General features: G+C 56.3%; 10 protein-coding genes. 4 read left to right on the forward strand and 6 right to left on the reverse strand.

The window, feature by feature from the left end; all coding sequences use genetic code 11:
* Positions 1-87: 87 nt before the first annotated feature.
* The 3 genes from Fuma_RS16855 to Fuma_RS16870 all read left to right on the forward strand — a co-directional run bounded on the left by Fuma_RS16855 (position 88) and on the right by Fuma_RS16870 (position 9,452).
* The gene (locus Fuma_RS16855; RefSeq protein WP_077025156.1) at positions 88-3,201 is read left to right on the forward strand and encodes an LPS-assembly protein LptD; all 3,114 of its coding nucleotides are present in this window, start codon (positions 88-90) and stop codon (positions 3,199-3,201) included.
* 133 nt (positions 3,202-3,334) lie between these two features.
* Entirely contained in the window at positions 3,335-6,628 is a 3,294-nt protein-coding gene (locus Fuma_RS35315) for a c-type cytochrome (RefSeq protein WP_158521036.1), read from the forward strand.
* Positions 6,629-6,938: 310 nt separating this feature from the next.
* The gene (locus Fuma_RS16870; protein WP_077025157.1) at positions 6,939-9,452 is read left to right on the forward strand and encodes a CehA/McbA family metallohydrolase; all 2,514 of its coding nucleotides are present in this window, start codon (positions 6,939-6,941) and stop codon (positions 9,450-9,452) included.
* Positions 9,453-9,669: 217 nt separating this feature from the next.
* Here the strand turns inward: Fuma_RS16870 and Fuma_RS16875 are convergent, their stop codons facing one another.
* From Fuma_RS16875 to cimA, 3 genes are all read right to left on the reverse strand, one after another.
* Positions 9,670-12,855: a valine--tRNA ligase gene (locus Fuma_RS16875; protein WP_077025158.1), complete on the reverse strand. Its 3,186-nt coding sequence runs from the start codon at positions 12,853-12,855 to the stop codon at positions 9,670-9,672.
* Positions 12,856-12,916: 61 nt separating this feature from the next.
* On the reverse strand, positions 12,917-13,291 hold the full coding sequence (locus tag Fuma_RS16880; protein ID WP_229360677.1) for a GxxExxY protein: 375 nt from the start codon (positions 13,289-13,291) through the stop codon (positions 12,917-12,919).
* A gap of 38 nt (positions 13,292-13,329) precedes the next feature.
* On the reverse strand, positions 13,330-14,901 hold the full coding sequence (cimA, locus tag Fuma_RS16885) for a citramalate synthase (protein WP_077025159.1): 1,572 nt from the start codon (positions 14,899-14,901) through the stop codon (positions 13,330-13,332).
* Between the two features lie 476 nt (positions 14,902-15,377).
* Here cimA and Fuma_RS16890 point away from each other — a divergent pair, with 476 nt between their 5' ends.
* A complete protein-coding gene (locus Fuma_RS16890) occupies positions 15,378-17,540 on the forward strand; it encodes a WD40 repeat domain-containing protein (protein ID WP_077025160.1) in 2,163 nt (720 codons plus the stop codon).
* A 52-nt stretch (positions 17,541-17,592) separates the two neighbouring features.
* Here the strand turns inward: Fuma_RS16890 and Fuma_RS16895 are convergent, their stop codons facing one another.
* The 3 genes from Fuma_RS16895 to Fuma_RS35320 form a co-directional block, all read right to left on the reverse strand.
* Positions 17,593-20,115: a VWA domain-containing protein gene (locus Fuma_RS16895; RefSeq protein ID WP_077025161.1), complete on the reverse strand. Its 2,523-nt coding sequence runs from the start codon at positions 20,113-20,115 to the stop codon at positions 17,593-17,595.
* Positions 20,116-20,510: 395 nt separating this feature from the next.
* A complete protein-coding gene (locus Fuma_RS16900; RefSeq protein WP_077025162.1) occupies positions 20,511-21,083 on the reverse strand; it encodes a helix-turn-helix domain-containing protein in 573 nt (190 codons plus the stop codon).
* Between the two features lie 881 nt (positions 21,084-21,964).
* Positions 21,965-22,129 carry a hypothetical protein gene (locus Fuma_RS35320; RefSeq protein WP_158521037.1) on the reverse strand — a complete coding sequence of 55 codons (165 nt, stop codon included), beginning with the start codon at positions 22,127-22,129 and terminating at the stop codon, positions 21,965-21,967.
* Positions 22,130-22,789 lie beyond the last annotated feature (660 nt).

A 22,789-nucleotide genomic window follows, 5' to 3' on the forward strand; every position in this document is an offset into this window, starting at 1 on the left:
CCGGAAGCTCTCGCTTCCAAACTCACACCTCTCTCGTTTCCCGTCGCCGACAGGCCAAACGGCTTGTCCTTCCAGTGCGTCTTTCGCATGACCTTCGCTCAACGCGCATTGATCAGCACGGTTGCTGTGGCCACTTGCCTGTGGACTGCGGTACCGATGGCGTGCGCGCAGAACGACGTGCCGGTGAACGAGATTCGTGACGTCGGAATTCAGTCGCCGCCCAACGAATTCATCACTGATGGAATTGGCCAGGCCGACGAAGCACCACCTGAGAACAACGATATCCAGGTGCCGGTTCGAGCAGTCGCCGCTCACATGGCGACATGGCGGCAGGGAGAAACAACCATCACCACCCTTCGCGGTGGCAACAACAAATCGGGGCTCGCCACGCTCTGGCAGGGCGAACACCTGCGACTGGCCGCTCAACGCCTGGTGGTCTTTGATCGCGTCGACAACGGCGTTCATGACGTTCGCGTGTATGCGGAAGAACGAGTTCAATACGAAATCAATCGCCATCGACGCAACATGGCGTCACACCTGATCCGCATTCAATCGTTGCCACCGCTGGAATTAAAAGCGACGATTACCGATGCCGTCGATCATCCGGATCCGTTGATGAGGCGGGCGATGGAACGACTCACTCCATCGAACCGAACCGCCGTGGCACCGGTCGCGTTTCAGGCAAACCCGGATCCGTTCACGCTGCCGCAGCAGAATTTTTCAACCAACCAGCCGACACCGCTGTCACGCAGAATTCAGATCCGGCCGCGGTCCAGTCAGCCTCTGGGATTCAGTTCTGAAATTTCCAAAGACACCGAACCTCGTGAACAGGTGCTGACTTTCACCGGCGGCGTAAACGTGCTGGTGGAAGGCTTCGAAATGGACACGGCGGGTCGAATGCTTCAGCCGGGAGTGCTGGACCTTTCCGCTGATCGAGTCGTCATTTGGACCGACCCCAACGATTCTGACAGCCTCGATCCCACGGGCACCGGAACGCTTGTTCAGTCGGCAATGAACAAGTTTCAGGTCTACCTCGAAGGCAACATCCTGGTTCGCCAGGGACAAAACACCGTCACGGCGACTCACGCGTTCTACGACGCCAACAACGACCGTGCATTGCTGATGAATGCCGAACTGCGAGCCTTCCTGCCTCAAACCGGCGGCGTGTTCCGCATCCGCGCTGAGCGTCTGCGGCAGACGTCTGAGAATCGTTTTCACGCTCAAAATGCGTGGACCACCACCAGTCCCTATGGCAAACCCGGCTATCGGTTGCAGGCGAAGGACATCTTTGTCGAACCCGGCCCGGCTTCACCCTTCACAGAACTTGATCCAATCACTGGATTGCCGGCCAACGGGCAGCCGCTGTGGGTAACGGCCCTCGACAGCCAGTTTATGATCGGCGACGTTCCCGTGCTGTCACTGCCTCGGCTAACGGCCCCGGCAGAAGACCCCAACATTCCTCTTCGTCGAGCCATCGTGAAGCACGATCGCGTGTTTGGCCTGCAGGTCAAAACGGTCTGGGACCTGACTAAAATTCTGGGACAGAAAAACCAGCGTGGCATGCAATGGGACTTGCTGGCGGACTACCTGTCCGAACGCGGCCCCGCACTGGGCGTGGAAGGCGATTACGATGTGCAGAACAACGCTGGCCGAGCTCACGGAAACGCGAGCTTCATCTGGCAAATGGACCACAGCGAAGACAATCTTGGTTTAGACCGTCGCTCGCTGGATCCTGAAGATTCCAATCGTGGTCAGGTTATCTGGCGACACAAGCAACACCTTCCTGCCGACACATACATCTTTGGCGAAATCGGATTTCTCTCCGACCGCAACTACCGCGAATCGTTTCATGAAACGGAATTCGACCGCGATAAAGATGCGGAAACATTGCTGGGCATTCGCCGAGACTCCGGACTGTGGAGCGGCATGTTCTGGGGCAAGACGGAACTCAACGATTTCGAAGCATCAACCGACTGGCTGCCGCGAGCCGACCTGTACGGTTTCTCACAGCCACTTTTTAACGGGCTGGCGTACTACAGCACTCATTCCAGCGCCGGCTATGCCGACCTGCAAATGGGAGAAGCGCCCACCGATCCGACCGACCCATATACACCGTTAGGATTGCCGTACGTTCAGGATGCGTCCGGCCTTGTCGCGAAGTCGCGCCACCAGATCGATGCTCCATTCAATCTGGGTCCTGTCACAATAAATCCATTTGTGATGGGCGAAGCGGCGTTCTGGAATCAGGGACTGCAGGACTCAGACATCGATCGCTATGTTTTAAGCGGTGGAGTGCAGGCGAACCTGTCCGCCACGAAGATCATGCCATTCTTCCGCAGCGATCTGTGGAATCTGAATGGCCTGGCTCATAAGAGCAATACATTCCTCGAATACCGCATCACAGACGTTTCGCGCGGAATGAACGAGATCGCTCAGTACAACGAGATCGACGAAAACAATATCGAACGCATTCGTGCTCGCAACGCGTTGCAGAGTTTCGGAGGCATCGTGCCAGCCGAATTTAATCCACGCAACTATGCACTGCGCAACGGAGCGGGCCTGTGGATCAGTTCGCCGATTCACGAAATCGTCGACGATCAGGAAATGCTTCGACTTCGCTGGCGTAATCGCATTCAAACCAAAGTCGGTCCGATTGGGCAGGAACGAATTCGCGACGTGTTTGTCTGGGAAACCGGAGCCACATGGTTTCCGAACGCGGATCGTGACAACTTTGGCGAAGACTTCGGGATGATCTACGGAAACTATCGCTGGAACGTCAATGACCGCACCAGCCTGCTGGCGGACGGGATTATCGACCTGTTCGATAACTCGCAGGATGTGTGGAGTGTCGGAGTACTCAGCCAGCGAAGTACTCGCGGCAGCATGTATCTGGGCTTCCGGCAGGTGGAAGCGACCAACTATGTGGACAGTCAAACGCTGGTGGCCAGCTATAGCTACCAGATGAGCCCCAAATGGATTTCCACGGCGTCGCTGTCCTACGACGTCGCCGAAAGTGAGTCGCGTGGATCATCGCTGACGTTTAGTCGCGTCGGCCTGGACTGGGTCCTGCACATGGGCTTCGGCGTCGACATCAGCAAGGACAATGTGGGCGTCGCCTTCGCGCTTGAGCCTCGTTTCGGCCCGCCGTCGCCAACCAACCTCAGCTATCTGCTGGGACTCGATCGAGCTGGTGGACCGTAAAGCCACGACGCACGCTATTCTTTTTTCCTGAGTCGCCTTCGCTTGCCATTCCGGCGATCCCGCGCGAAAATGCTGAGCCAACTTCGGAACGCTCTGCGACTTCACCCCACCGCTAGCAGGAAAGTGCCGCCTCGTGATTCGGTCCTCATCATACGTTTGTATTTTCGCCGCCATGGTTGCTCTGCTGTTTTCGAGCAGCGTCGATGCTCAGGAAGCCGCCAAAACGAAAGCCGACAACCAAGCTGCTGCCAAATCGAAGGCTTCTGGTAAGGCGAAGGCCAAGTCACCGGAAGCCAGTTGGATCTGGCTAAACGAAGGCGACCAGCCCGCGAAGAAAGTTTACTTCCGCAGAGAAGTGAACAGCGGTGGAGTCGCTGCGGCTCGACTGTATGGCACCTGCGACGATGTGATGAAGATCTTCATCGACGGCAAAGAAGTCATCAGACACGACTCGTGGCAGACACCAGTCTCGGTCGACATTTCGAAGTACCTGGATCTCGACGATCCTCAAAAAGAACACGTCATCGCTGTCGAAGGCGAAAACGGCACGGGTGCCGCCGGGCTGTTGCTGAAAATCGACTTCGACTCCGGCTGGCGTGATTCCTGGAGTACCGTGACAGACTCGGGTTGGCAAGCGTCCACCACGCCGCAAAAGGGCTGGAAGACGATCAACTTTAAGCCGAACGAAGCATGGCAAAAGCCAGTCATCGTGGCCGCGTTGGGTGAAGGTCCGTGGGCCGCAGCCATCAATACGAAAACTCTGGCAGCCGCTGCTGCGTTGAAGAAGCCCACGGCGACGTCGGTCGAAGACATGAAGGTGGCGAAAGGATTTAACGTTGAGTTGCTGTATTCCGTACCGAAAGATGAACAGGGCTCATGGGTTAATATGTGCGTCGATCCGAAGGGACGCCTGATTGCATCAGACCAGTACGGCGCCCTGTATCGCATCACGCCGCCGGGAATCCTCGACGCTAAAGAGCTTGCGGTCGAAAAGATCAACGTCGACATCGGTGAGGCTCAAGGGCTGCTGTGGGCATTCGACAGCCTGTACGTGAGTGTCAACAAAGGCCAAAAGTACGAGTGCGGGCTGTATCGAGTTCGTGACACCGACGGTGACGATCAACTGGACAGCGTCGAAACACTGCGCGTGCTAAGTGGCCGTGGCGAACACGGCCCGCACGCCGTGCTGCCACACCCCGACGGCGAATCGCTGGTCATCGTCTGCGGCAACCTGACTCAGTTGACGGACTACAGCAGTTCCCGAGTTCCTTCTTGGGACGAAGATCTGCTGCTGCCGCGCCCGCAGGGCAAATTTATGCGAGGCACGCGAGCTCCGGGCGGAGTGATCTATAAGGTTGATCAGGACGGTAAGAACTGGGAAATTCTTGCGAGCGGTTTCCGCAACCAGTACGACGCCGCCTTCGACCCAAACGGCGAACTGTTCACGTACGACGCGGATATGGAATGGGATATCAACACGCCCTGGTACCGCCCGACTCGAATCTGCCACGTCGTCAGTGGAGCTGAATTTGGTTGGCGCAGCGGTGGCGGCAAATGGCCCACGTATTACGAAGACAGTGTGCCGCCGGTTGTGAACGTCGGTCCCGGTTCACCGACCGGCGTCTGCTTTGGCACAGGAGCTAACTTCCCGGCGAAGTATCAGCACGCATTGTTTGCGTGTGACTGGAGCTACGGCAAGATGTACGCCGTTCATATGGAACCCAACGGCGGCACGTTCACCGGTAAGCTTGAAGAATTCATCACCGGCACGCCGCTGCCGCTGACGGATGTGGTGATCAATCCGCACGACGGAGCCATGTACTTCACGATCGGTGGCCGAAAGGTGCAGTCGGGGCTGTATCGAGTGACGCATCCAGATGGTGCTCCTGAACCTGCATCTGTGCAATACGAGGAGAAACTCGTAGCCAAAAACAGGAGCAAACTTGCAAGCAAGGTTAAGGCTAATCGAGATGCCGCGCAAGCGGTGTTTACCGATGAGGAAATCGAAATGGCCCGCCGCGAATTAGACGAGTCGGTTGCGGTACTGCGCACGGCACTCGGGGATTTCCACACGCTGTCAGCCGACCAACAAACGCGTCGTAAACTCGAAAAACTTCACACCGGCGACGGCGGCAAGTTCGAAGACCTGAAACCCTATCTTGGTTCCGACGATCGCTCCATCCGCTACGCAGCTCGCATCGCTTTGGAACACGCGCCCGTCGAAGAATGGCAGGACGCGGCATTGAACGCGTCGGATACGCAAACGAAGCTCACGGCGCTGCTGGCGCTGGCTCGCAGTTACGAACGGCTAAGCAAAGGCGAGCCGCCGAACATTGACACGCCGATTCCGAATTGGCAAAACGCACTGACTAGTTCCAAAAGGTCACGACTCACGGAACGAGTCTTAGAATCCGTGTCGCATCTTGACATCGACAGCATGACGCCCGATCAGAAGCTGCAGGTGTTGCGAGTTCTCGCTGTGACCTTCTTGCGAATCGCGCCACCGACCTACGAATATCGCATCGGAGTAATCGGCTATCTTCAGGCTTCGAAGCCTGCGGAAACTCAACAGCTAAGTTCCGAAGGGGCAAAGATGGCGGTCTACCTTCAGGCCCCTTTTGCCGAGAAAGAAATCGTCGCGATGCTGGAAGCCGCTCCAACACAGGAACAGCAGATAGACTACGCAGCGACGCTGCGGCATCTCACGAATGGCTGGACGCCGGATCTGCAGGAGCGCTACTTCAAGTGGTTCACACGAGCGGCGGGATATGAAGGCGGCGACAGCTTTCAGTTGTTTGTGAACAACATCAAGGCCGACGCCGTGGCCAACCTTTCTGAGGACGACAAAGCTCGGCTGCAGCCTATTCTCGACGCCAAGCCGGACGCTGATCAGCCCGTCTTTACCGCCGAACCGCGTTCGTTTGTGAAGGAATGGACAATGGAAGAACTCGTTCCGCTGCTGGAGACCGGTTTGAAGAATCGCGACTTCGAAAATGGCCGACAGATGTTTGGAGCGGCCAAGTGCTTCGCCTGTCACCGCTTCGACAATCAAGGTGGCTCTGTTGGCCCGGACCTCACGTCACTGTCAGGTCGTTTCAGCAGTCGCGACATCCTGGAATCGGTGCTGGAACCAAGCAAGCAAATCAGCGATCAGTACGGCAGCGTTCAGATCGTCACGATTGATGGCAAGGTCGTAACCGGACGCATCATCAATCTGGCTGGCGATGCCTTCCGCGTTCAGACCGACATGTTGAAGCCAGGCAAGCTGACGAGTGTCGACCGCAAGCAGATTGAAGAGATGTTCGAATCGAAACTCAGCATGATGCCCAAGGGACTGTTGAACACGCTGCAAAAAGACGAGGTGCTGGACCTGATGGCGTACCTGCTAAGCCGAGGCGACCGGAAGCACGAGATGTTTTCGAATTGATGTATCGCTTCGAAAAAGACGCAAATGCGCGAAGCCACTCGCCGAACGTATCCCTCCTGCAATCGAGTAGAAGGTTGCGGCGTTGGGCTTTAGCGTTGGCCGTGCCCATGCACCTCTCCCAGCGCAGCGTCGGGGGAGGTCGGACGAAGCGAAGCAACGTCCGGGAGGGGGCGCTGGTCGCTTCCCACGACCGACGGACGTTGCTCCACCGGGCCGAGCGTTCTACCCCGAGTTTGCGGAAGCTAGAGTTAGCCGCCGGCTTGTGGCAAAATGCGAGTCGTCACATTTTCGCCCTGTCTGGACCGTTTCCATGCTACGCCTCGCCCTGACGTTCGCCTGCGCTCTTTTCTGCTTCAGTCCTGCGTCAGCCGTCGCGTTTGACGGCCAGGTCCGTCGCGCCACCAACGACGACGAACTTAAACCGTGGCTGCAGAACATGGCGTGGCATCACGGCTACACGGTTGATGAGATGCAGCAGGTGACCGGTCTAAGCTCAGCGGAAATCGCCGCAAAGCTGAAGCGGTTCAATATCAGCGACGCGACCAAACCGAAACGTCCCGCCGAAAAGCTTTTTGTCCTGCCTTATCCTGGCGGCCGTCATCCGAGGATCGGTTTTCTCGATGGAGCCGTCGAGCCGCAGCGTGAAACGAAGCTTAGCGTGTTCTGCCCGTGGGATGACCACAGCTATGCCGTGATGGATGTTCCCGAAGCCATCTGGTCGAACCTGGGGCTCACCTATCTGGCTCACACACACATCGACACGGTCTGGACAAAGCAGGGAATCGACTTGCCGCAGCAGGAATGGACGGTCTTGTCGGATGGCAACTTCGTGATGGAACGGAAACTTCCCAACGGCATCGAATTCGGCACGAAAGTGATCCCGCTAAAGGATCATGTGCGGATGAAGATGTGGCTAAAGAACGGAACAGATCAACCACTTTCCGATCTTCGCGTGCAAAACTGTGTGATGCTGAAGGGCGTGGAAGGATTTGATCAGCAGTCAAACGACAACAAGCAGTTCATCAACGGATACGCCGTGGCGAAATCGCCTGATGCAACAAAGTGGATCATCAGCGCATGGGATCCGGTGCATCGAGCGTGGGGCAACGACAAGTGTCCGTGTCTGCATTCCGATCCGAAGTTCGAAGACTGTCCGCCGGGCCAGACCAAATGGCTGCGAGGCTGGTTTTCCTTTTATCAGGGCACTGACATCGATGCAGAATTAGCCCGCATCGAAGCAACCGGCTGGCGAAAGCATCCGCTGCATCATGTGACCGGTAACGTGGTTGGCAAGGTTGTCGATGCAGACAACGGGAAGGGCATTCCCTGTCGCTTGTACGTTCAGAATATCGACAGCGATGAATGGCACTTCGCATCCTCAACGGCTGTTGCTGGATCCGCAGTGGAATACAACAAACAAAAGGGCCAGTCCAAAAGCATCGAAAGACACACGACGTTGTCCGCCGACGGTTTTCAGCTGCAGCTTCCGCCAGGGCATTACCGCGTGCGAGCAGAACACGGGAAGGAATTCATCCCCGCTGAAACGCTGATCGATGTTTACGAGGGTGAAGACCGAGTCAACATAAAGCTAAAGGTGAAGCGGTTTGCCAACATGACCAAGCGCGGCTGGTATTCCGGCGACACTCATGTGCATCGCACGATGAATGAGTTGCCAAACGTGGTGTTGGCCGAAGATTTGAATGTCGCTCTTCCATTGAACTACTGGGTGCGCGACAGCCAGGAAATCCCGTCTACCAGCGGCCCCACATTGGACGCTCAGCCACACCTGGTCGACGACACTCATGTGATCTACCCAATCAATACGGAATACGAAATCTTCACCATCGACAAAAAGTGGCACACGCTGGGCGCCGTCTTCGTACTGAACCACAAAACGCCGCTTAACCTGCCCACTCCGCCGGTTCTGTCGATTGCCGAAGAAGCTCGACGGCAGGGAGCGATCCTGGATCTGGACAAGCATTCGTGGAACTGGTCGCTAATGATCATTCCCGTGATGAACGTCGACCTGTTTGAACTATCGAACAACCATCACTGGCGGACCGAATTTGGCTTTCGGCAATGGACCGCAGAAAACGCTCCACCGAACTGGCCCGAAATCGAACGCGACAGCGGCGGCTTTACGGAACTGGGCTGGACACATTTCGGACTGGAGACTTATTACACACTATTGAACTGCGGCTTCCGCATGCGAGTCACTGCCGGCACAGCATCCGGCGTGCATCCCGTGCCGCTGGGGCACGGGCGAGTGTACGTCCACTGTGACGATTTCACGTACGAGCAATGGATGCAAAACCTGAACGCGGGCCGCAGCTTCGTCACGCAGGGACCACTGCTGGATGTCCGGTTTAACGACCAACTGCCCGGCACGACATGGGCAAAGACACCCGCTTCGAATGAGATCAAAGTGACCGGCACAATCGAAAGCCTGCATCCGCTGGCATCGATTGAATTGATCCGCAACGGTGAGGTCGCTCAGAAACTTGATGCCCAACCGCAGAAGTCTTCCGACGGCGTTTACACCTATAACATCGCCGAGCAGGTCAAAGTGACCGGCAGTGGCTGGGTCGCGTTACGGTGCTTCGAAGACCTGCCAAACGGCAAAGTCAGCTTCGCCCACACGAACCCGGTCTACGTCGATGTCCAGAACCAGCCGCTACGCCCTCGCGCTGATCGCGTGGAGTTTTTTGTGCAGCAGATCGATGCCGAAATCAAACGAAGCACCGACGTGTTGACAGACGAGGCGCTAGCCGAATACCGGAAGGCTCGCGAGGTCTACGCAAAGCTACTGGAAACGGCTCGCTGACAGGATCTGGCGTCACAGGGTGCCCGCGACTCCAAACCGGACTCAATCGTGGCGAAACGATTTGTCATGAGGAATTCCGTTCTGCGCCGCTCGTCACGCGGAGCGATGACGGCTACGTGGCCATCACACTCGGCCTGATGAGCCGCGCAGATGGCGATTACGGAAGACGGCCCGCAACCGTCCGGAGCTTCCGCTGTTGTCGCAGAAGCTACCTGCCTTAACCCATCTCGTCAATCAGCCGCTTCACGCTTTCCAGCTGAGCCTGTCGCTCGGCCAACGTCTTGCGGAAAGCTTCCACCACATGGTCCGGTGCTTTGTCGACGAAGCTGGGATTGCTGAGTTTCTTTTCGCTGCCGGCGATCTGGTTTTCCAGTTCATCCGCCTGTTTCTGCAGCTTCGCTTTTTCAGCCGACGTATCAACAAGCCCATCCAGCGGAATGTAGCCGTCCGCATCCTTCAGGCTGAAACTGGCAGCTCCAGCGGGCGGAGTGATATCCAGCCCTGCTGCTTCCAGCATTGTGCGAGCCAGGTTATCGAACTGGTCAGCCACGGCCTGCATCTGATCAGCCACTTCCGGGGCACACTTCATGAACAGTTTGAGAGGTTCTTTGGGGCTGATCTTATATTGACCGCGAATGTTGCGAACCGCCACGATGATTTCCTGCAGACGTTCGAAGCGAGATTCCAGTTCTTCGCTGATCAGGTCGCCAGGCAGGTCGGGCCATGAGGCGATCATCACGCTTTCGGCCGCTTCCGTTTGTTCAGCCAATCCGCGTACCGGAGCCAGTTCGTTTAGCTTTTGCCACAGTTCTTCCGTGATGAACGGAGCAAACGGGTGCAGCAGCTTCAGCAGGTTGTCGATCACAACCACCAGCATCCGCTGAGCTACCGGGCGGGCGGCATCGTCCTTCAAACGCGGCTTCACCATTTCCACGTACCAGTCGCAGAATTCGTTCCAGGTGAAGTCGCGGATCGTGTGAGTCGCCTTGTCGAACTGGTAACGTTCCAGCATGGTCGTCACCGCTTGTGCCGTTGTGGCCAGGCGAGACAGAATCCACTTGTCTTCCGTTTGCAGATCCGCCGGATCGATTTCGCCGGGTGTGTAGCCTTCCAGGTTCATGAAGGCAAACCGCGACGCATTCCACAGCTTGTTGCAGAAGTTGCGACCGAATTCAAATCGCTCGCTCACAATGCGAGCCACCGGCGCGCCTTCGTCCGGCGTGAACCAGGGACTCGGAAACTGAAAACTCTTCTTACAGCCTTTGCACTTGATCGAAGGAGTTTCACCTCCGCGCGGTGCCATTTTTTGGTGCTTCGCCGTTTGAGGTGTGATGGCTTCGCAATGAGGGCACTCGTAGCCAACCGGCAGCCGCACGTCCTGAGTTTCTCCGCACAGCGACGCGATGGTGAACCTCACCGCATCGGTGCCGTACTTCTCGATCAGCTCAAGCGGGTCGACGCCGTTGCCTTTGGACTTGGACATCGTCTGCCCAAGGCCGTCCAAAATCTTCGGATGGATGTACACGTGCTGAAACGGAACATCGCCCATGTTGTACAGGCCCGTCAGAACCATACGAGCCACCCACAGCGTGATGATATCTCGGGATGTGACGAGGACAGAGCCGGGGTAGAAGTAGTCGAGGACGGCGTTGGAGGAGTTTTCGGTTTTCGGTTTTCGGGATTCGGGACTTCCGCTTTCCGCTTTCCGCTCTCCGCTTTGCAACGGCGGGTTGTTTTCGGTGTCGGGCCAGCCAAGAGTTGCATGGGGCCAGAGGGCCGAACTGAACCATGTGTCGAGGACATCGGGGTCCTGCTCGAAGCCGTTGGCACTCAGGCGTTCCTCCAGCCCTTCACGATCAGCGTCGACGCATGCGAGAACTAGAATTTCCTTCCCATCGTCGGACGGGAGCGAAACGTACGAGACACCGTCAACTTGCTGATCATTCAGGAAAAGGTGTCGAGCGGCAGTCGCTGAAGAGTCAGAATTTACTGGTTCCGAATGAAACGCCCATTCCGTGAATGGCGGTTCTGGTGTTGGTGAGGGCGCAAGCGCAGCCGTGAGCGCAAACTCAGCTTGGTACTTGTCATATTGCTGAGATTCGGGGTCTTCCGAAAGCTGCAGCACACGACTCCAAATAGGAATCCGATGCCCCCACCATAGCTGCCGGCTAATGCACCAGTCTCGTTTTTCACCCAGCCAATCCATGTATGTTTTGGTGTAGCGCTGAGGAAAGATGCGCACACGCTTGTCGCTGACGGCGTCCATGGCTGACTGAGCCAGTTCGTCCATCTTCACGAACCATTGGTCACTCAGGTACGGTTCGATTTCTGTCTTACTGCGGTCACTGAACTTCTTGGGGATCTTGCGGTCTTCGACGCCTTCCAGGTGGCCGAGTTCGTCCATTTTTGCGACGACCGCCTTGCGCGCTTCAGCCATGGTGAGTCCCTGAAACTCACCGCCTTCTTCGTTGATCGTGCCGTCCGGGTTGAGGATGTTGATCATTTCCAGATCATTGCGCAGACCGCAGGCGTAGTCGTTGGGGTCGTGGGCCGGAGTGACCTTCACGGCACCGGTGCCCAGTTCTTTATCTGCCAACAGCGCATCCGCGATGATCGGGATCAGGCGACCATTGACGGGAATCTGAACAAACTTACCGACGAGATCCGTGTAGCGTTCGTCGGTCGGATGCACGCACACGGCGGTATCGCCTAGCATGGTTTCCGGGCGAGTGGTGCTGTACTTGATCTTCTGACCGGTCGGTTGGCCGTCGTCGTCAACCACCGGGTAGTTGAACGTCCAAAAGTGTCCATCGACGTCTTCCGTAAAGACTTCATCATCGGCCACGGCGGTCTGCAGGTGAGGGTCCCAGTTAACCAGCCGCTTGCCTCGAAAAATGTACCCGTCGCAGAACATCTTGAAGAACGTCCGCCGCACGGCTTTGCTGCAGACGTCATCCAGAGTGAACCGAACTCGCCGCCAGTCGCAGCTTGCTCCGATCTGTTTCAGCTGATTCAGAATGCGAACTTCGTATTCGTCTTTCCACTTCCAGATGCGCTCGACCAACGCATCACGGCCGATGTCGCGGCGCGTGAGGCCTTCCTCTTCCAGCATGCGGCGTTCAACAACCGCCTGAGTCGCAATGCCGGCGTGGTCGGTGCCCGGCATCCACAACGCCTCACGCCCCTGCATCCGTCGCCAGCGCGTCAACAGATCCTGCACAGTGCCATTCAGGCAATGCCCCATGTGCAAAGCCCCGGTGACGTTGGGAAGCGGAATCATGATGGTGTGCGATTCACGATCCGTTTGAGGATCGGCATTGCAGTAACCACGCGATTCCCATTCAGAAACCCAACGGGCTTGAGCGGCGGATGGTTCGTAGGCTTTAGGGAGTTCGACTGTCATTTTTAAACCACGGAGTCACGGAGGGCACGGAGAACGTCTGGGCGATAGCGAACTTTGAGAGCTACAGAACCAAGCGAACGATGCCATCCTTTAATAATGGAACGTTGAAGTTGATAAGCAGGCCGACAGGGAATTGGCCCAATTTCATGTATGTCAGAAGTTGCGCCTTAAACACCTTTGAAATTCCCGCGACTGCCTTCAGCTCCACAACACATGTTTTTTCAACCACAAGATCGAGTCGGTAGCCGCAATTTAACTTGAGGTTCTTGTAGCTCTCAGGAAGCGTAAGTTGCCGCTCGAACGCCAGATTCCTCTGAGACAACTCATAACAAAGACACTCTTCATACGCTGATTCAAGCAGACCTGGTCCGAGTCCTATATGAACCTCCGTCGCTGCTGCGCGGATGTTGAATGTAAGCTCTTCGTGCTGAATCACTGAGCTTCCCTCCGTGTTCTCCGTGACTCCGTGGTGAACTAAACGTCCCCAACAGCACCTCGGTCTTTGTGAATCTTGTATTCAAACGCATCCACCAGCGCGATCCAGCTGGCTTCGATGATGTTTTCGCTGACGCCGACGGTACTCCACACGTCGGTTTTGTCTTTGCTTTCAATGACGACTCGCACCCTGGCCGCGGTGCCTTCGGTGCTGTTGATGACTCGCACTTTGTAGTCCACCAGCGTCATTTCCGACAAGCCAGGGTACGATGACGTCAGCGCCTTTCTCAGCGCTGAGTCCAGTGCGTTCACCGGTCCGTCGCCTTCGCCCACGACCAACTGCACTTCGTTGTCGACGGTGAGTTTGATGACCGCGTCTGTCACCGGCTCACGCGACTGGTTTTCGACGTTGACTCGGTAATGGTCGAGTTCGAAAGCCTGCTGATAGGTGCCGGCCTGTTTCATCACCAGCAAGTCGAACGACGCTTCAGCCGCTTCAAACTGATAGCCGTCGTTCTCCAGATCCTGCACAGCAGTGAGAATCTTTGTTTGCAAAACGCCGTCCTCTTCCAAACGAAACTTCGTGGTCTTCGCCATGATGTTGGATCGGCCGGAAAGTTCGCTAACGAGTACTCGCCGCGCATTCCCCACTGATTCCGGTGTGATGTGTTCATAGCTGTGAGCGATCCGATTCACAGCATGAACATGCATGCCTCCCTTATGAGCAAACGCACTATTGCCGACGAAGGGTTGGCCGTTGCGGAAGTTCATGTTGGCCATTTCATAGACATAGCGGGACAATTCAGTCAGCCGCTTGATGCCGCCATCGACCAGCACGTCGTAATGCATCTTCAACGCAAGGTTGGCGGCCATGGAAATCAAATCGACGTTGCCACAGCGTTCGCCAATACCATTTATCGTCCCCTGCACCTGGACCGCGCCGGCATTGACTCCGGCAAGCGAATTCGCCACAGCCAGTTCGCTGTCGTTGTGACAGTGAATGCCCACTGCAACGCCCAGTTCTTTCTGCAGCGCGGAGACACCGGCTGCGATTTGTTCGGGCAATGTGCCGCCATTGGTGTCACACATGCAGATCATGTCGGCCCCGGCTTCGGCGGCCGCCTTCCACGTCTGCATCGCGTAGTCCGGGTTGGCGTGCCAACCATCAAAGCAGTGCTCAGCGTCGTAAATGACTTCGCGGCCTTCGGATTTCACGTAGGCGATCGAATCACGAATCATGGCGAGGTTCTCTTCGAGGGAAACTCGCAGCACTTCATTCACGTGCAGGTCCCACGTCTTGCCGACAATCGTGACGACGGGGGCCTTACTGTTGACCAGCGCCTGCATGCCGATATCGTCGCTGGCATCGATTTCTTTGCGGCGAGTCATCCCGAAGGCGCAGACTTTGGCATGCTTCCAGTCCATGTCGGCCGCTCGTTTAAAGAATTCTTCGTCCTTGGGATTGGACAGCGGGTAGCCGCCTTCGATGTAGTCGAAGCCCAGGTTGTCCAGTTTGGTGGCGATCATCAACTTGTCCTGCAATGAGAAGTTGACGCCTTCTCCTTGAGATCCATCGCGTAAAGTTGTGTCGTAGAGCTGAATGCGGGACATGATAATGATTCCGGGGCCGTCAAATTTACCGCGGCGGCACGGAGAACGCTGAAGAAGCCAGACTGACTTTCTCCGTGAACTCTGTGTGTCCGTGGTTGAATTGAGATTATGTAACTTGAGGTGTCCCGCGTTGCAGGACGTGCAAAAGTTCAACAAAAAAGCCCTCAGGAAACCTGAGGGCTTGGAAAAGTTCGATTCTGTGTTCCTCAGGCAAGTCAGACTTCGCTGCTGACAATAATGTCGCAGATGCTAATGATCTGAATGCCGATAATTTCGTGCGTCACTAGTCGCTCGCTTGCCTGGCTGGAACAATGCGGATGCTAATCGGTTACGCTCACAGCATCAACAATAACGCCATGAAACCCTTAGACTTACAGCGAATCTCGCTGACTTGTGGCCGCAGAACAGGCGTTTCGGACAATGAAGGCTGTTTCTCGCGAGCCCGAACCGTCCACGGCAAAAGGAGAACTGCTCTCGTGACAGACGACGGACGAACCAGTTCACGTAGCCCGAATCGCGGCACTTTGTGGGTGGTCCGACAGCAGACTGACCTTCAGCAACTCCCGCTGCGGCTCGCCTGCAGAAAACCGCCTGCCCGTCGCGAATCCCGCATTACAACCGTTATTCTGCTGGTCCTGGCGTTGCTGTTGTCCTTCGCAGTCAGGCCAGGTGAAGCGGCGGACGGGGAATTGGTGCGTCTGCCGCGAGGAGCCGTTCAGCGGCTGGGGACGACTCATTACCGGCATCCCGGCCGCGGGAAACAGCTTCACTTTGTGGCAAAGAGCAACCAGATCGTCATCTGCTCAGAAACTCACGGACCGCAGATTTTCGACGCCCTGACTGGCCGCCCTCTCAGGAAAGCGGCTCCCGGAGCCATTGGACGGTCCCTTCTGAGTGCCACCCGCGACGGTAAAATTGCGATTCTGACAAGACGGCCCGATCTGGTGGATGGCACGCACGCAGTCGACTTTCGCATGCGCCGCGGCAACGGCGGGATCGCATTCAAGTGGAACGAACCGCCCAGCATCAGGACTCGGCGCATGGCGTGCTCACCCGACGGGAAGTTGGTGGTGACCGTCACGAGTCTCGGCCATCTGACGATGCGAGACGTCAGCACCGGTGAGATCACAACGCAGTCGAAGATCGCAGGAGCGGGCATTCGGTGTATCGACTGGTCGGCGGATGGTCGCTGGATTGCGTTTGCGACTCGAAAAGGCGTCGTGCTGTGGGAATACGCGAACTCCAACGCGCCCCCCAAACTGATCCAGGAACTCGGTAGACACCCCGTCGATTCACTGCGGTTTTCTCACGACAGCACTCTGTTGGCCATCGCGAATTCCTCCGACACACACGTGCAGCTGTTTAGTCTGACAACTCAGTCCATCATGGGCGAAATCACGACGGCAAGAGATTCGAGCCATCGCGACAGCCTTTGTTTCTCGCCGAATGATAAACGGCTTTACGTCCCCAACCTGTTCGAAAAATGTATCGATGTGTTCGACGTCGACACCGCTGAGCAAGTCGATTGCTTCGAAGCTGAGACGGTGGCACCGAGCGTGGTGGCGATGTCGGACGATGGCACGCTACTGGTCGCGGCAGGGGATGAGACTCCGTTTGTCGTGTGGGATGTCGCATCGAAGGAACGCGTCAGTGATCGAATTCCAGGACATCGTGCGGTACCCGCCGTCATGGAATTCAGCGACGACGGAAAGTTGCTGGCATCAGGCGACGTGGCAGGGACGGTGAACGTTTGGGACGTCAACTCTGGAAGCATCATCGCGAAGTGCCAACACAAGCAGCCACCGCGAGGAACGTCTTCCGTGCTGGCGTTGGCGTTTTCACCGGACAGCAAACTGGTGGCATCGTGCGGCCAGGACAACGTGATTCGCGTATTGCACAGCGACACCGGCGATTTGGTAAAAACGCTGCCGGGCCACGGCACGGGCGGCGGCGTTACGATTACAGAACTGGCGTTTTCACAAAACGGGAAGCAACTTCGATCTTACGGCAGCGACGACAAGATCCGACGCTGGACGGTGGGCGACGAAACCCCGCTGTCTTCACTCTCCATTCCGTACAAGTCCAGCTACGAATGCTGCTTCGACCGCAAGTCAGAGCGACTTTTCCTTCGTACGACAGCGGGCCTGTTCGTTTACGATTTACAGACGGGTAAGGAACAGGGCAAATTCCTTCCGGAACGGCCGAAAATTCGACATGGTGTCCTTCTGCCCGACGCAGAGATGCTGGTCGGAAGTTCGAACAAGTCTCGTGAGTTTGCCCTCAACGCGCGTCGGCCGGGAGTAATAGTTCGGGAAGAATCGGTTGTTGACAGCATGTTGCAGTGGCACCCATTCAGCGGACAGACCCCCTTGGATCAGAAAGAACTTTCGGGCACTGTCACCCAACTCAGCGCGTCGCATGATGGGCAATGGCTGGCCGTTTGTAGCAGTGAACACGGCACCGATAAGCGGTCAATTGTCAACATCTGGGACACGAAGTCCCGCCAACCGATTCGCAGAGCTGCCAGTATGGACGTTCAGAAGATGGCACTCAGCCCCGACGGACGTTTCCTGGCGACAAGCTATGCTGACACGTCGATTTTGCTGTGGGAGATCGCAAAACTACAGCGTGCGGAGTGACGAAGAAACCTGCAATCGAATGCCTTGCATTTGCGCCTTACTGGTACACCCATCATGGCAATCCGTTCAGCTTGCGAATCACCCATTCGGTCATCAGCAGCGCGAAAAACAGAAGCAGGATCGACCAGTGATCCCACAGAGTTTTTTCCTGCACGACGTTGGCTGGCATGTCGTCAGGACGCAGCAGGTCGGGTAGTTCCTGCAGTTGCCACGGCTCAAGCATGCGTCCGCCTGTGGCTGTCGCAAGTTGCTGCAGGAAGTCTCGGTTGCAACTGATATTCGCCAATTCCGTAGACAAGCGCCGCTGCACGACCAATTCAGATTCAATCGATTCGTCCAATTTGAACCGCGCATTGCTGACCTTCAACTTGACTCGATAGCTGCCTGCTTCCAGCTCAGCCAGCCGACCGTGATATCGTTCGGGAGTCGACGGCATGGGCGACAGCTGCAGAGTTCTCGGCCGCTGAGATGCCGACGCCTCAGCGTTCGGTGAAGCAGGTGCGTCGTCGAGTGATTCGACCGTCACTTCAATCAAAGCATCCTGAAGCTGCGCCGCAACGTTTGGATTCCAGCGGACTGAAATGTCGACGCCTTCGGACTCATCGATGATGACGTCGGATAGAGTCATCCGCACCTGATCGTTGCCCGCCGCCGATTTGTTGCGAGCCGCCCAGCGGACCACCTGCCCCCAAAACTGATGATGCCAACGATCGCCCGCTCGCCGACGCCAGCGCCATGTGCTGTCTATGCCGGACCACACCACCTGACCGAATCCGTAGTATTGATGCACCACGGTTGCCATGTCTCGAGCGTCAAGATTCATACCTTCGATATCAACGGCCGCCCAGACAGACGCCACTGGTTTGGGAATTCCAACGTAGGCCCACGGATGGCCGGGCAGGGTGGCGAGTGTCGTTTGGTTTTCGTTGCTGTTGGGATCGCTAAAATCAAACAGCGTTAGATCACTGGCCTGCGCTGTCGGTTGCAGCCGAAACTCGGTCGGCAGTTCATCGGGCAACGTGCGTCGAATGCGTTCCGCGAGCTGTTGTTTGGCGTCGCTGACGGGCAACAATCGTTGCAGCGTGGCCGACTGATAACTATGCGGCATGAAGCGGCGGCCGGGTAAGACCATCAGCGTCAAACTTTCGTCTGCAACGGCTTGCTCGACCGCCTGCCAAAACGTTTCTGGAAGGTCGGTTGGATTCACATCACCGACAATCAGCATATCGGTGTCGGAAAGTTTCTGCTTTAGTTCTACGGCTTCCGGCAGTTGGTTGTCCAGGAAAGGCCGGTTCAGCAATTGAAGGAATGGCTGGCGGAATAATATCGTCGACAGTTCGATTCGCTTGTCGCGTTCAAGAGCACTCATCAAGTAGCGAAATTCCCACCGCGCGTCGCCTTCGACCAGCAGCACTTTCGCTTTGCTGTCGACCACGGCCATGGTGAAGTCGCGTGAGTTATTATCTTCGCGAATTTCTCCGCGACGTATGTCGGTGGCGATTGTGTATTCGTGGTTACCAGCCTGTTCAGTGGGAATTGCAAATTCGACGTCAAATGAATCCGCCGCCACGGTAACGGTTTTCTGGTCGACGGCGTCACCATCTTTCAGCAGACTGACCGTCACGTCGTCGCCCGCAAAACCACTGGCCGCAATCGTGGCTTGAACCTGAGCGTTATCATTGAGAAAAACGCTTTGAGGAACCTGCACGGATGCGATGGAAAGATCGCGGGGCGACAACGCAGAACCGATCGGCACGCAGTAGACGGGAACTCCCATACTTTTCAGCCGTGCGGCTTCTGTCGCCGTATCGGCCGTCACGGTTTGCCGACCATCGGTGAACAGCACGATCCCCTGCACCTGGCGGCCGTCCTGTTGAGCGATGCTGTTGGCCAGCAGGCCGATGGCGTCCGTCCCGCCGGGCCGCAGTTCTTTGCGATCAGAATCCAGCAGCTCCTGCAACTGCTCACCAGCAACGCGTTGCTGATCGGTGCCGAAGACCTGCAGGTCTGTTTCGAGTTGTTCTTTCAACTTTGGCAGAAGGTCATTCGGCTTTGACAGCAACAACCGGCGCACGAATTCCGTGCGACTCATCGCTCCCAATTCCGAAAAAACGCCTTCCACGTGGCGGTGCCGAATGTTGCCGAGGTCCGCGTCTCCGTTGCCCCAGTCTGGTTGCTGTCCGGAATCGTACGCGGAAATCCATTCGTCAAGCAGTCCTGCGGTAGCGTCGTTGCCCAGCATTCCCAATGCCTGAGCCCATCTCAGCATTTCTGCCGGAGCGGCGTGGCGGTCGGCGGTTTCCATGCTTTCGGAAACGTCGAAGCCGATGACGAGCCGAGCTCGACGATCTTCGTCCCACGTCTTCGTAAGCACGGGCTGCAGTAGAGTAATCAGTAATAAAAACAGGACGAGAATCCGCAGGCAAAGCAGAGTCCGGCCGACAGCGGGTGATACCAGCCTGGCTTCGTACTTCCGCAACACAGCAAACAGCGCGACAGCCAGCACGATCGCGGCAAAGACGGCCAGCGTCCACGCGAATGATTGAGTGCCGGAAAGAATGAGCCGCCAGTTCATTCGCAGATTAGTTTCACGGATACGGTTTTCTGTTGAGGCGGGCTGGGAACTGCAGAATTTGGAGACAGGAAGCCGCGCTGATGACGAAAGCCAACTTTCGGGCGACTATCTTACCGCGCTCGCACGCTGAGCCTAGGCGCAGTCCCGGAATTCGAAATTTGCGCAGGAACTCGTGAGCCGCAAGGCGCTGGCCGCGGGCTTTTCGTTCCACAGGCGGCTGGCATCTTGCCGCTCAGATAATAACGGAACAGAGCATGGGCTGTGCTGCATAAACCGTGACACGCCCCATGCGCGCATAAAAAAATGCCATCGAAAGTTCGTTCTTTTCAGAGCGAACCATCCGATGGCATATTTCAGGTTCAGCACCGCAAGCGATGCTGTTCCAAATCAGCTGGCTAGGCCAACTGCTTTCTGCGATTAACAAGCGTTCGAATTCGTTCGGCCAGCAATGCTGAGTCGAACGGCTTACGAAACGTCTCATTAAAGACCGTACGGTCGAAACCGGACGCATTGTCTTCATCACTCAAAAGTCCAATCAGAACGGTTTCTTCGTATTCACCGTTCTTTTTCAGGTTCTGAGCAATCATCAGGGCTTCTTCGCGGCCCATAACAAAGTCAATCACCACGCAATCGGGGTGAACAGACTCTGCCTGGATGCCGGCTTCAAATCCACTGGAAGCAGTGTCGATCTTAAAGTCATCATTAGCCATCATTTCGTCAAGACTCGATCGAGTCATGCCGTCTGATCCAACTAACAATATCTTACCCATCGCTTCGTCTTCCAACTCACCGAGAGGCATTCCATGTTCCTTAAGGAAGCGAATCAAATGTTCGCGTGGAATGCGTCGGTCCTGTGAGCCAGGAATTCGATAGCCGCGAAGTCGTCCGGAGTCGAACCACTTCGAGACCGTTCGCGGGGCAACTTTACAGATCTTAGCTACCTGTCCAGTAGTGAAGATCGTTTTCATGGGCGGGCTCTCCAATCAATTCTCACTTCACAACCCGGAATCCCATCCTGAGATACCGGATCGTCACCCCCTACTGTCCGATTACGGAAGACCACTCGAATAAATCCGAACAATCAATACGTCGTGTGACCGCAATCAGGTTACGGGTCGGGGAAGTGACAGGGGTCCAATGCGAGCTGCGTGCGGGCAGCCCTGTACCATCACATGGCACATTGGGGCGGAAGGACATCAGAGAACGAGGCACTCACGCCCGGAAAACCGGATGTGCGTACACACTGGCAGAATCCCTTCTGCACGGTCGAATTCTTCAATCCCCCCTTGGCGAACGAGCCGGTCGTGTTTCCTGGCCTCCCTGCAACAAGCATCGGGTCGCTTGTTGCCACAACAGGTGACTTTCGCCTGAGCTTAATTTCGTCACGCGGATAGGGACGACTTTAACCTTCTTAACAGACGCACCCGACCTGCCGCCTGATCCTGAAGCACCACCTGCACCAAACCCAACACCTGAAGGCCTTGCCTATCTTCCACACAACACGCAGTTGCGGGTCAGAAGGTACAGTTCACCGCCGGTTAGTCGCTGCCATCGTCGTCAGAAGTCGCGACCGGCAGAGTCACCGCAAATTGCCTGACCAGAACAGCCGTTGCAGGTCAGTCGCAAAAATAATTGCGATTTGTCGCCGCCGCTGTGCCGTGACGCTCTGAGGCAGGGCATACCAGAGCTTGCGGCGCTCAATTCGGCCATTCGTTTCGCCGTTCATCCCGACAAAACTCCCGGAGCGGCAATACGTGCTGAAGCAATCAGCAGATCGACCGCTGGCCATGACACAATAGCGTCGTAGAGGGAAAACTCGCAGCACTTGATCACTTGTCCAGTGTTGCGTTCAGAGATCTTCGACGCGGCGACGTTCAGCCTCCGTCAGATCCAGGCCTCTTAGCTGTGCATGAGCGTGCTGGTCAAGGAGCTCGAAGAATTCCGTGATTGCCTGCTGAGGGTACATCGCATGAAATGAAAGCCAGACGACATGCTTCCCGTTATTCATCACCATCGTGAGAGCGATTCTTCGGCTGCATTCAATTCTTTCACTTGCCTCGCGCGCTCCTGACTTTTCAATGGATTTTTGGCCGCTTCGTGGTGTCGGCATTTAGCGTTCAGCGAATGTCCTGGGAGCTCCGAACGTAGTCACCTTCAACTCGTCGAACCGAATAACGGAACGGCCACACCGCATCCCCCGTTCGAAAACGCCGAGTCGGGTCCGAAGATGGGCGATCCGGCTGAACCGCGCGGCCAGCATAGTGATTGGAATCGCCAGCCCAAACGCCACAACGAAGCCCACAACAACGCTCTTGAAATAAACGCCCGATGCGATAGCTGCAACAGTGACGGCCAGAAACGCGCAAATCGACAAGGTTGACACCACACAGCCGTTTGTTGAAGTCGTGGGCGGATTCGCAGACTTCACAATCTCCTGCAGCGGAAGCGGTTCCCATGCCCCGAGCATGGGGCCGAGAATGAGTCCAACTTCTTCGTCGGTCTTGGCGGTTAGAGCAGTTTCCCTATTGTTGTTGACAGTTCGGGCTCGTGGGAGACAGCCTTCATCGTCCGAAACGCTTGATCCGCGGCCACAAGTCAGCGAGATTCGCTGGAGTGGCGACATTCGCACTCCAGCCGTGTTGTTTCAATACTTATCGTCGATCTACGTTCCAAC

It is taken from the genome of Fuerstiella marisgermanici, from assembly GCF_001983935.1.
GTDB lineage: Bacteria > Planctomycetota > Planctomycetia > Planctomycetales > Planctomycetaceae > Fuerstiella > Fuerstiella marisgermanici.

Bases quoted from the DNA above. Each gene is read 5' to 3' on its own strand.
- Fuma_RS16855 (WP_077025156.1), top strand. From the start codon at position 88: ATGACCTTCGCTCAACGCGCATTGATCAGCACGGTTGCTGTGGCCACT.
- cimA (WP_077025159.1), bottom strand. From the start codon at position 14,901: ATGTCCCGCATTCAGCTCTACGACACAACTTTACGCGATGGATCTCAA.
- Fuma_RS35320 (WP_158521037.1), bottom strand. From the start codon at position 22,129: ATGGTGATGAATAACGGGAAGCATGTCGTCTGGCTTTCATTTCATGCG.
- Fuma_RS16900 (WP_077025162.1), bottom strand. From the start codon at position 21,083: ATGAAAACGATCTTCACTACTGGACAGGTAGCTAAGATCTGTAAAGTT.
- Fuma_RS16870 (WP_077025157.1), top strand. From the start codon at position 6,939: ATGCTACGCCTCGCCCTGACGTTCGCCTGCGCTCTTTTCTGCTTCAGT.
- Fuma_RS16895 (WP_077025161.1), bottom strand. From the start codon at position 20,115: ATGAACTGGCGGCTCATTCTTTCCGGCACTCAATCATTCGCGTGGACG.
- Fuma_RS16875 (WP_077025158.1), bottom strand. From the start codon at position 12,855: ATGACAGTCGAACTCCCTAAAGCCTACGAACCATCCGCCGCTCAAGCC.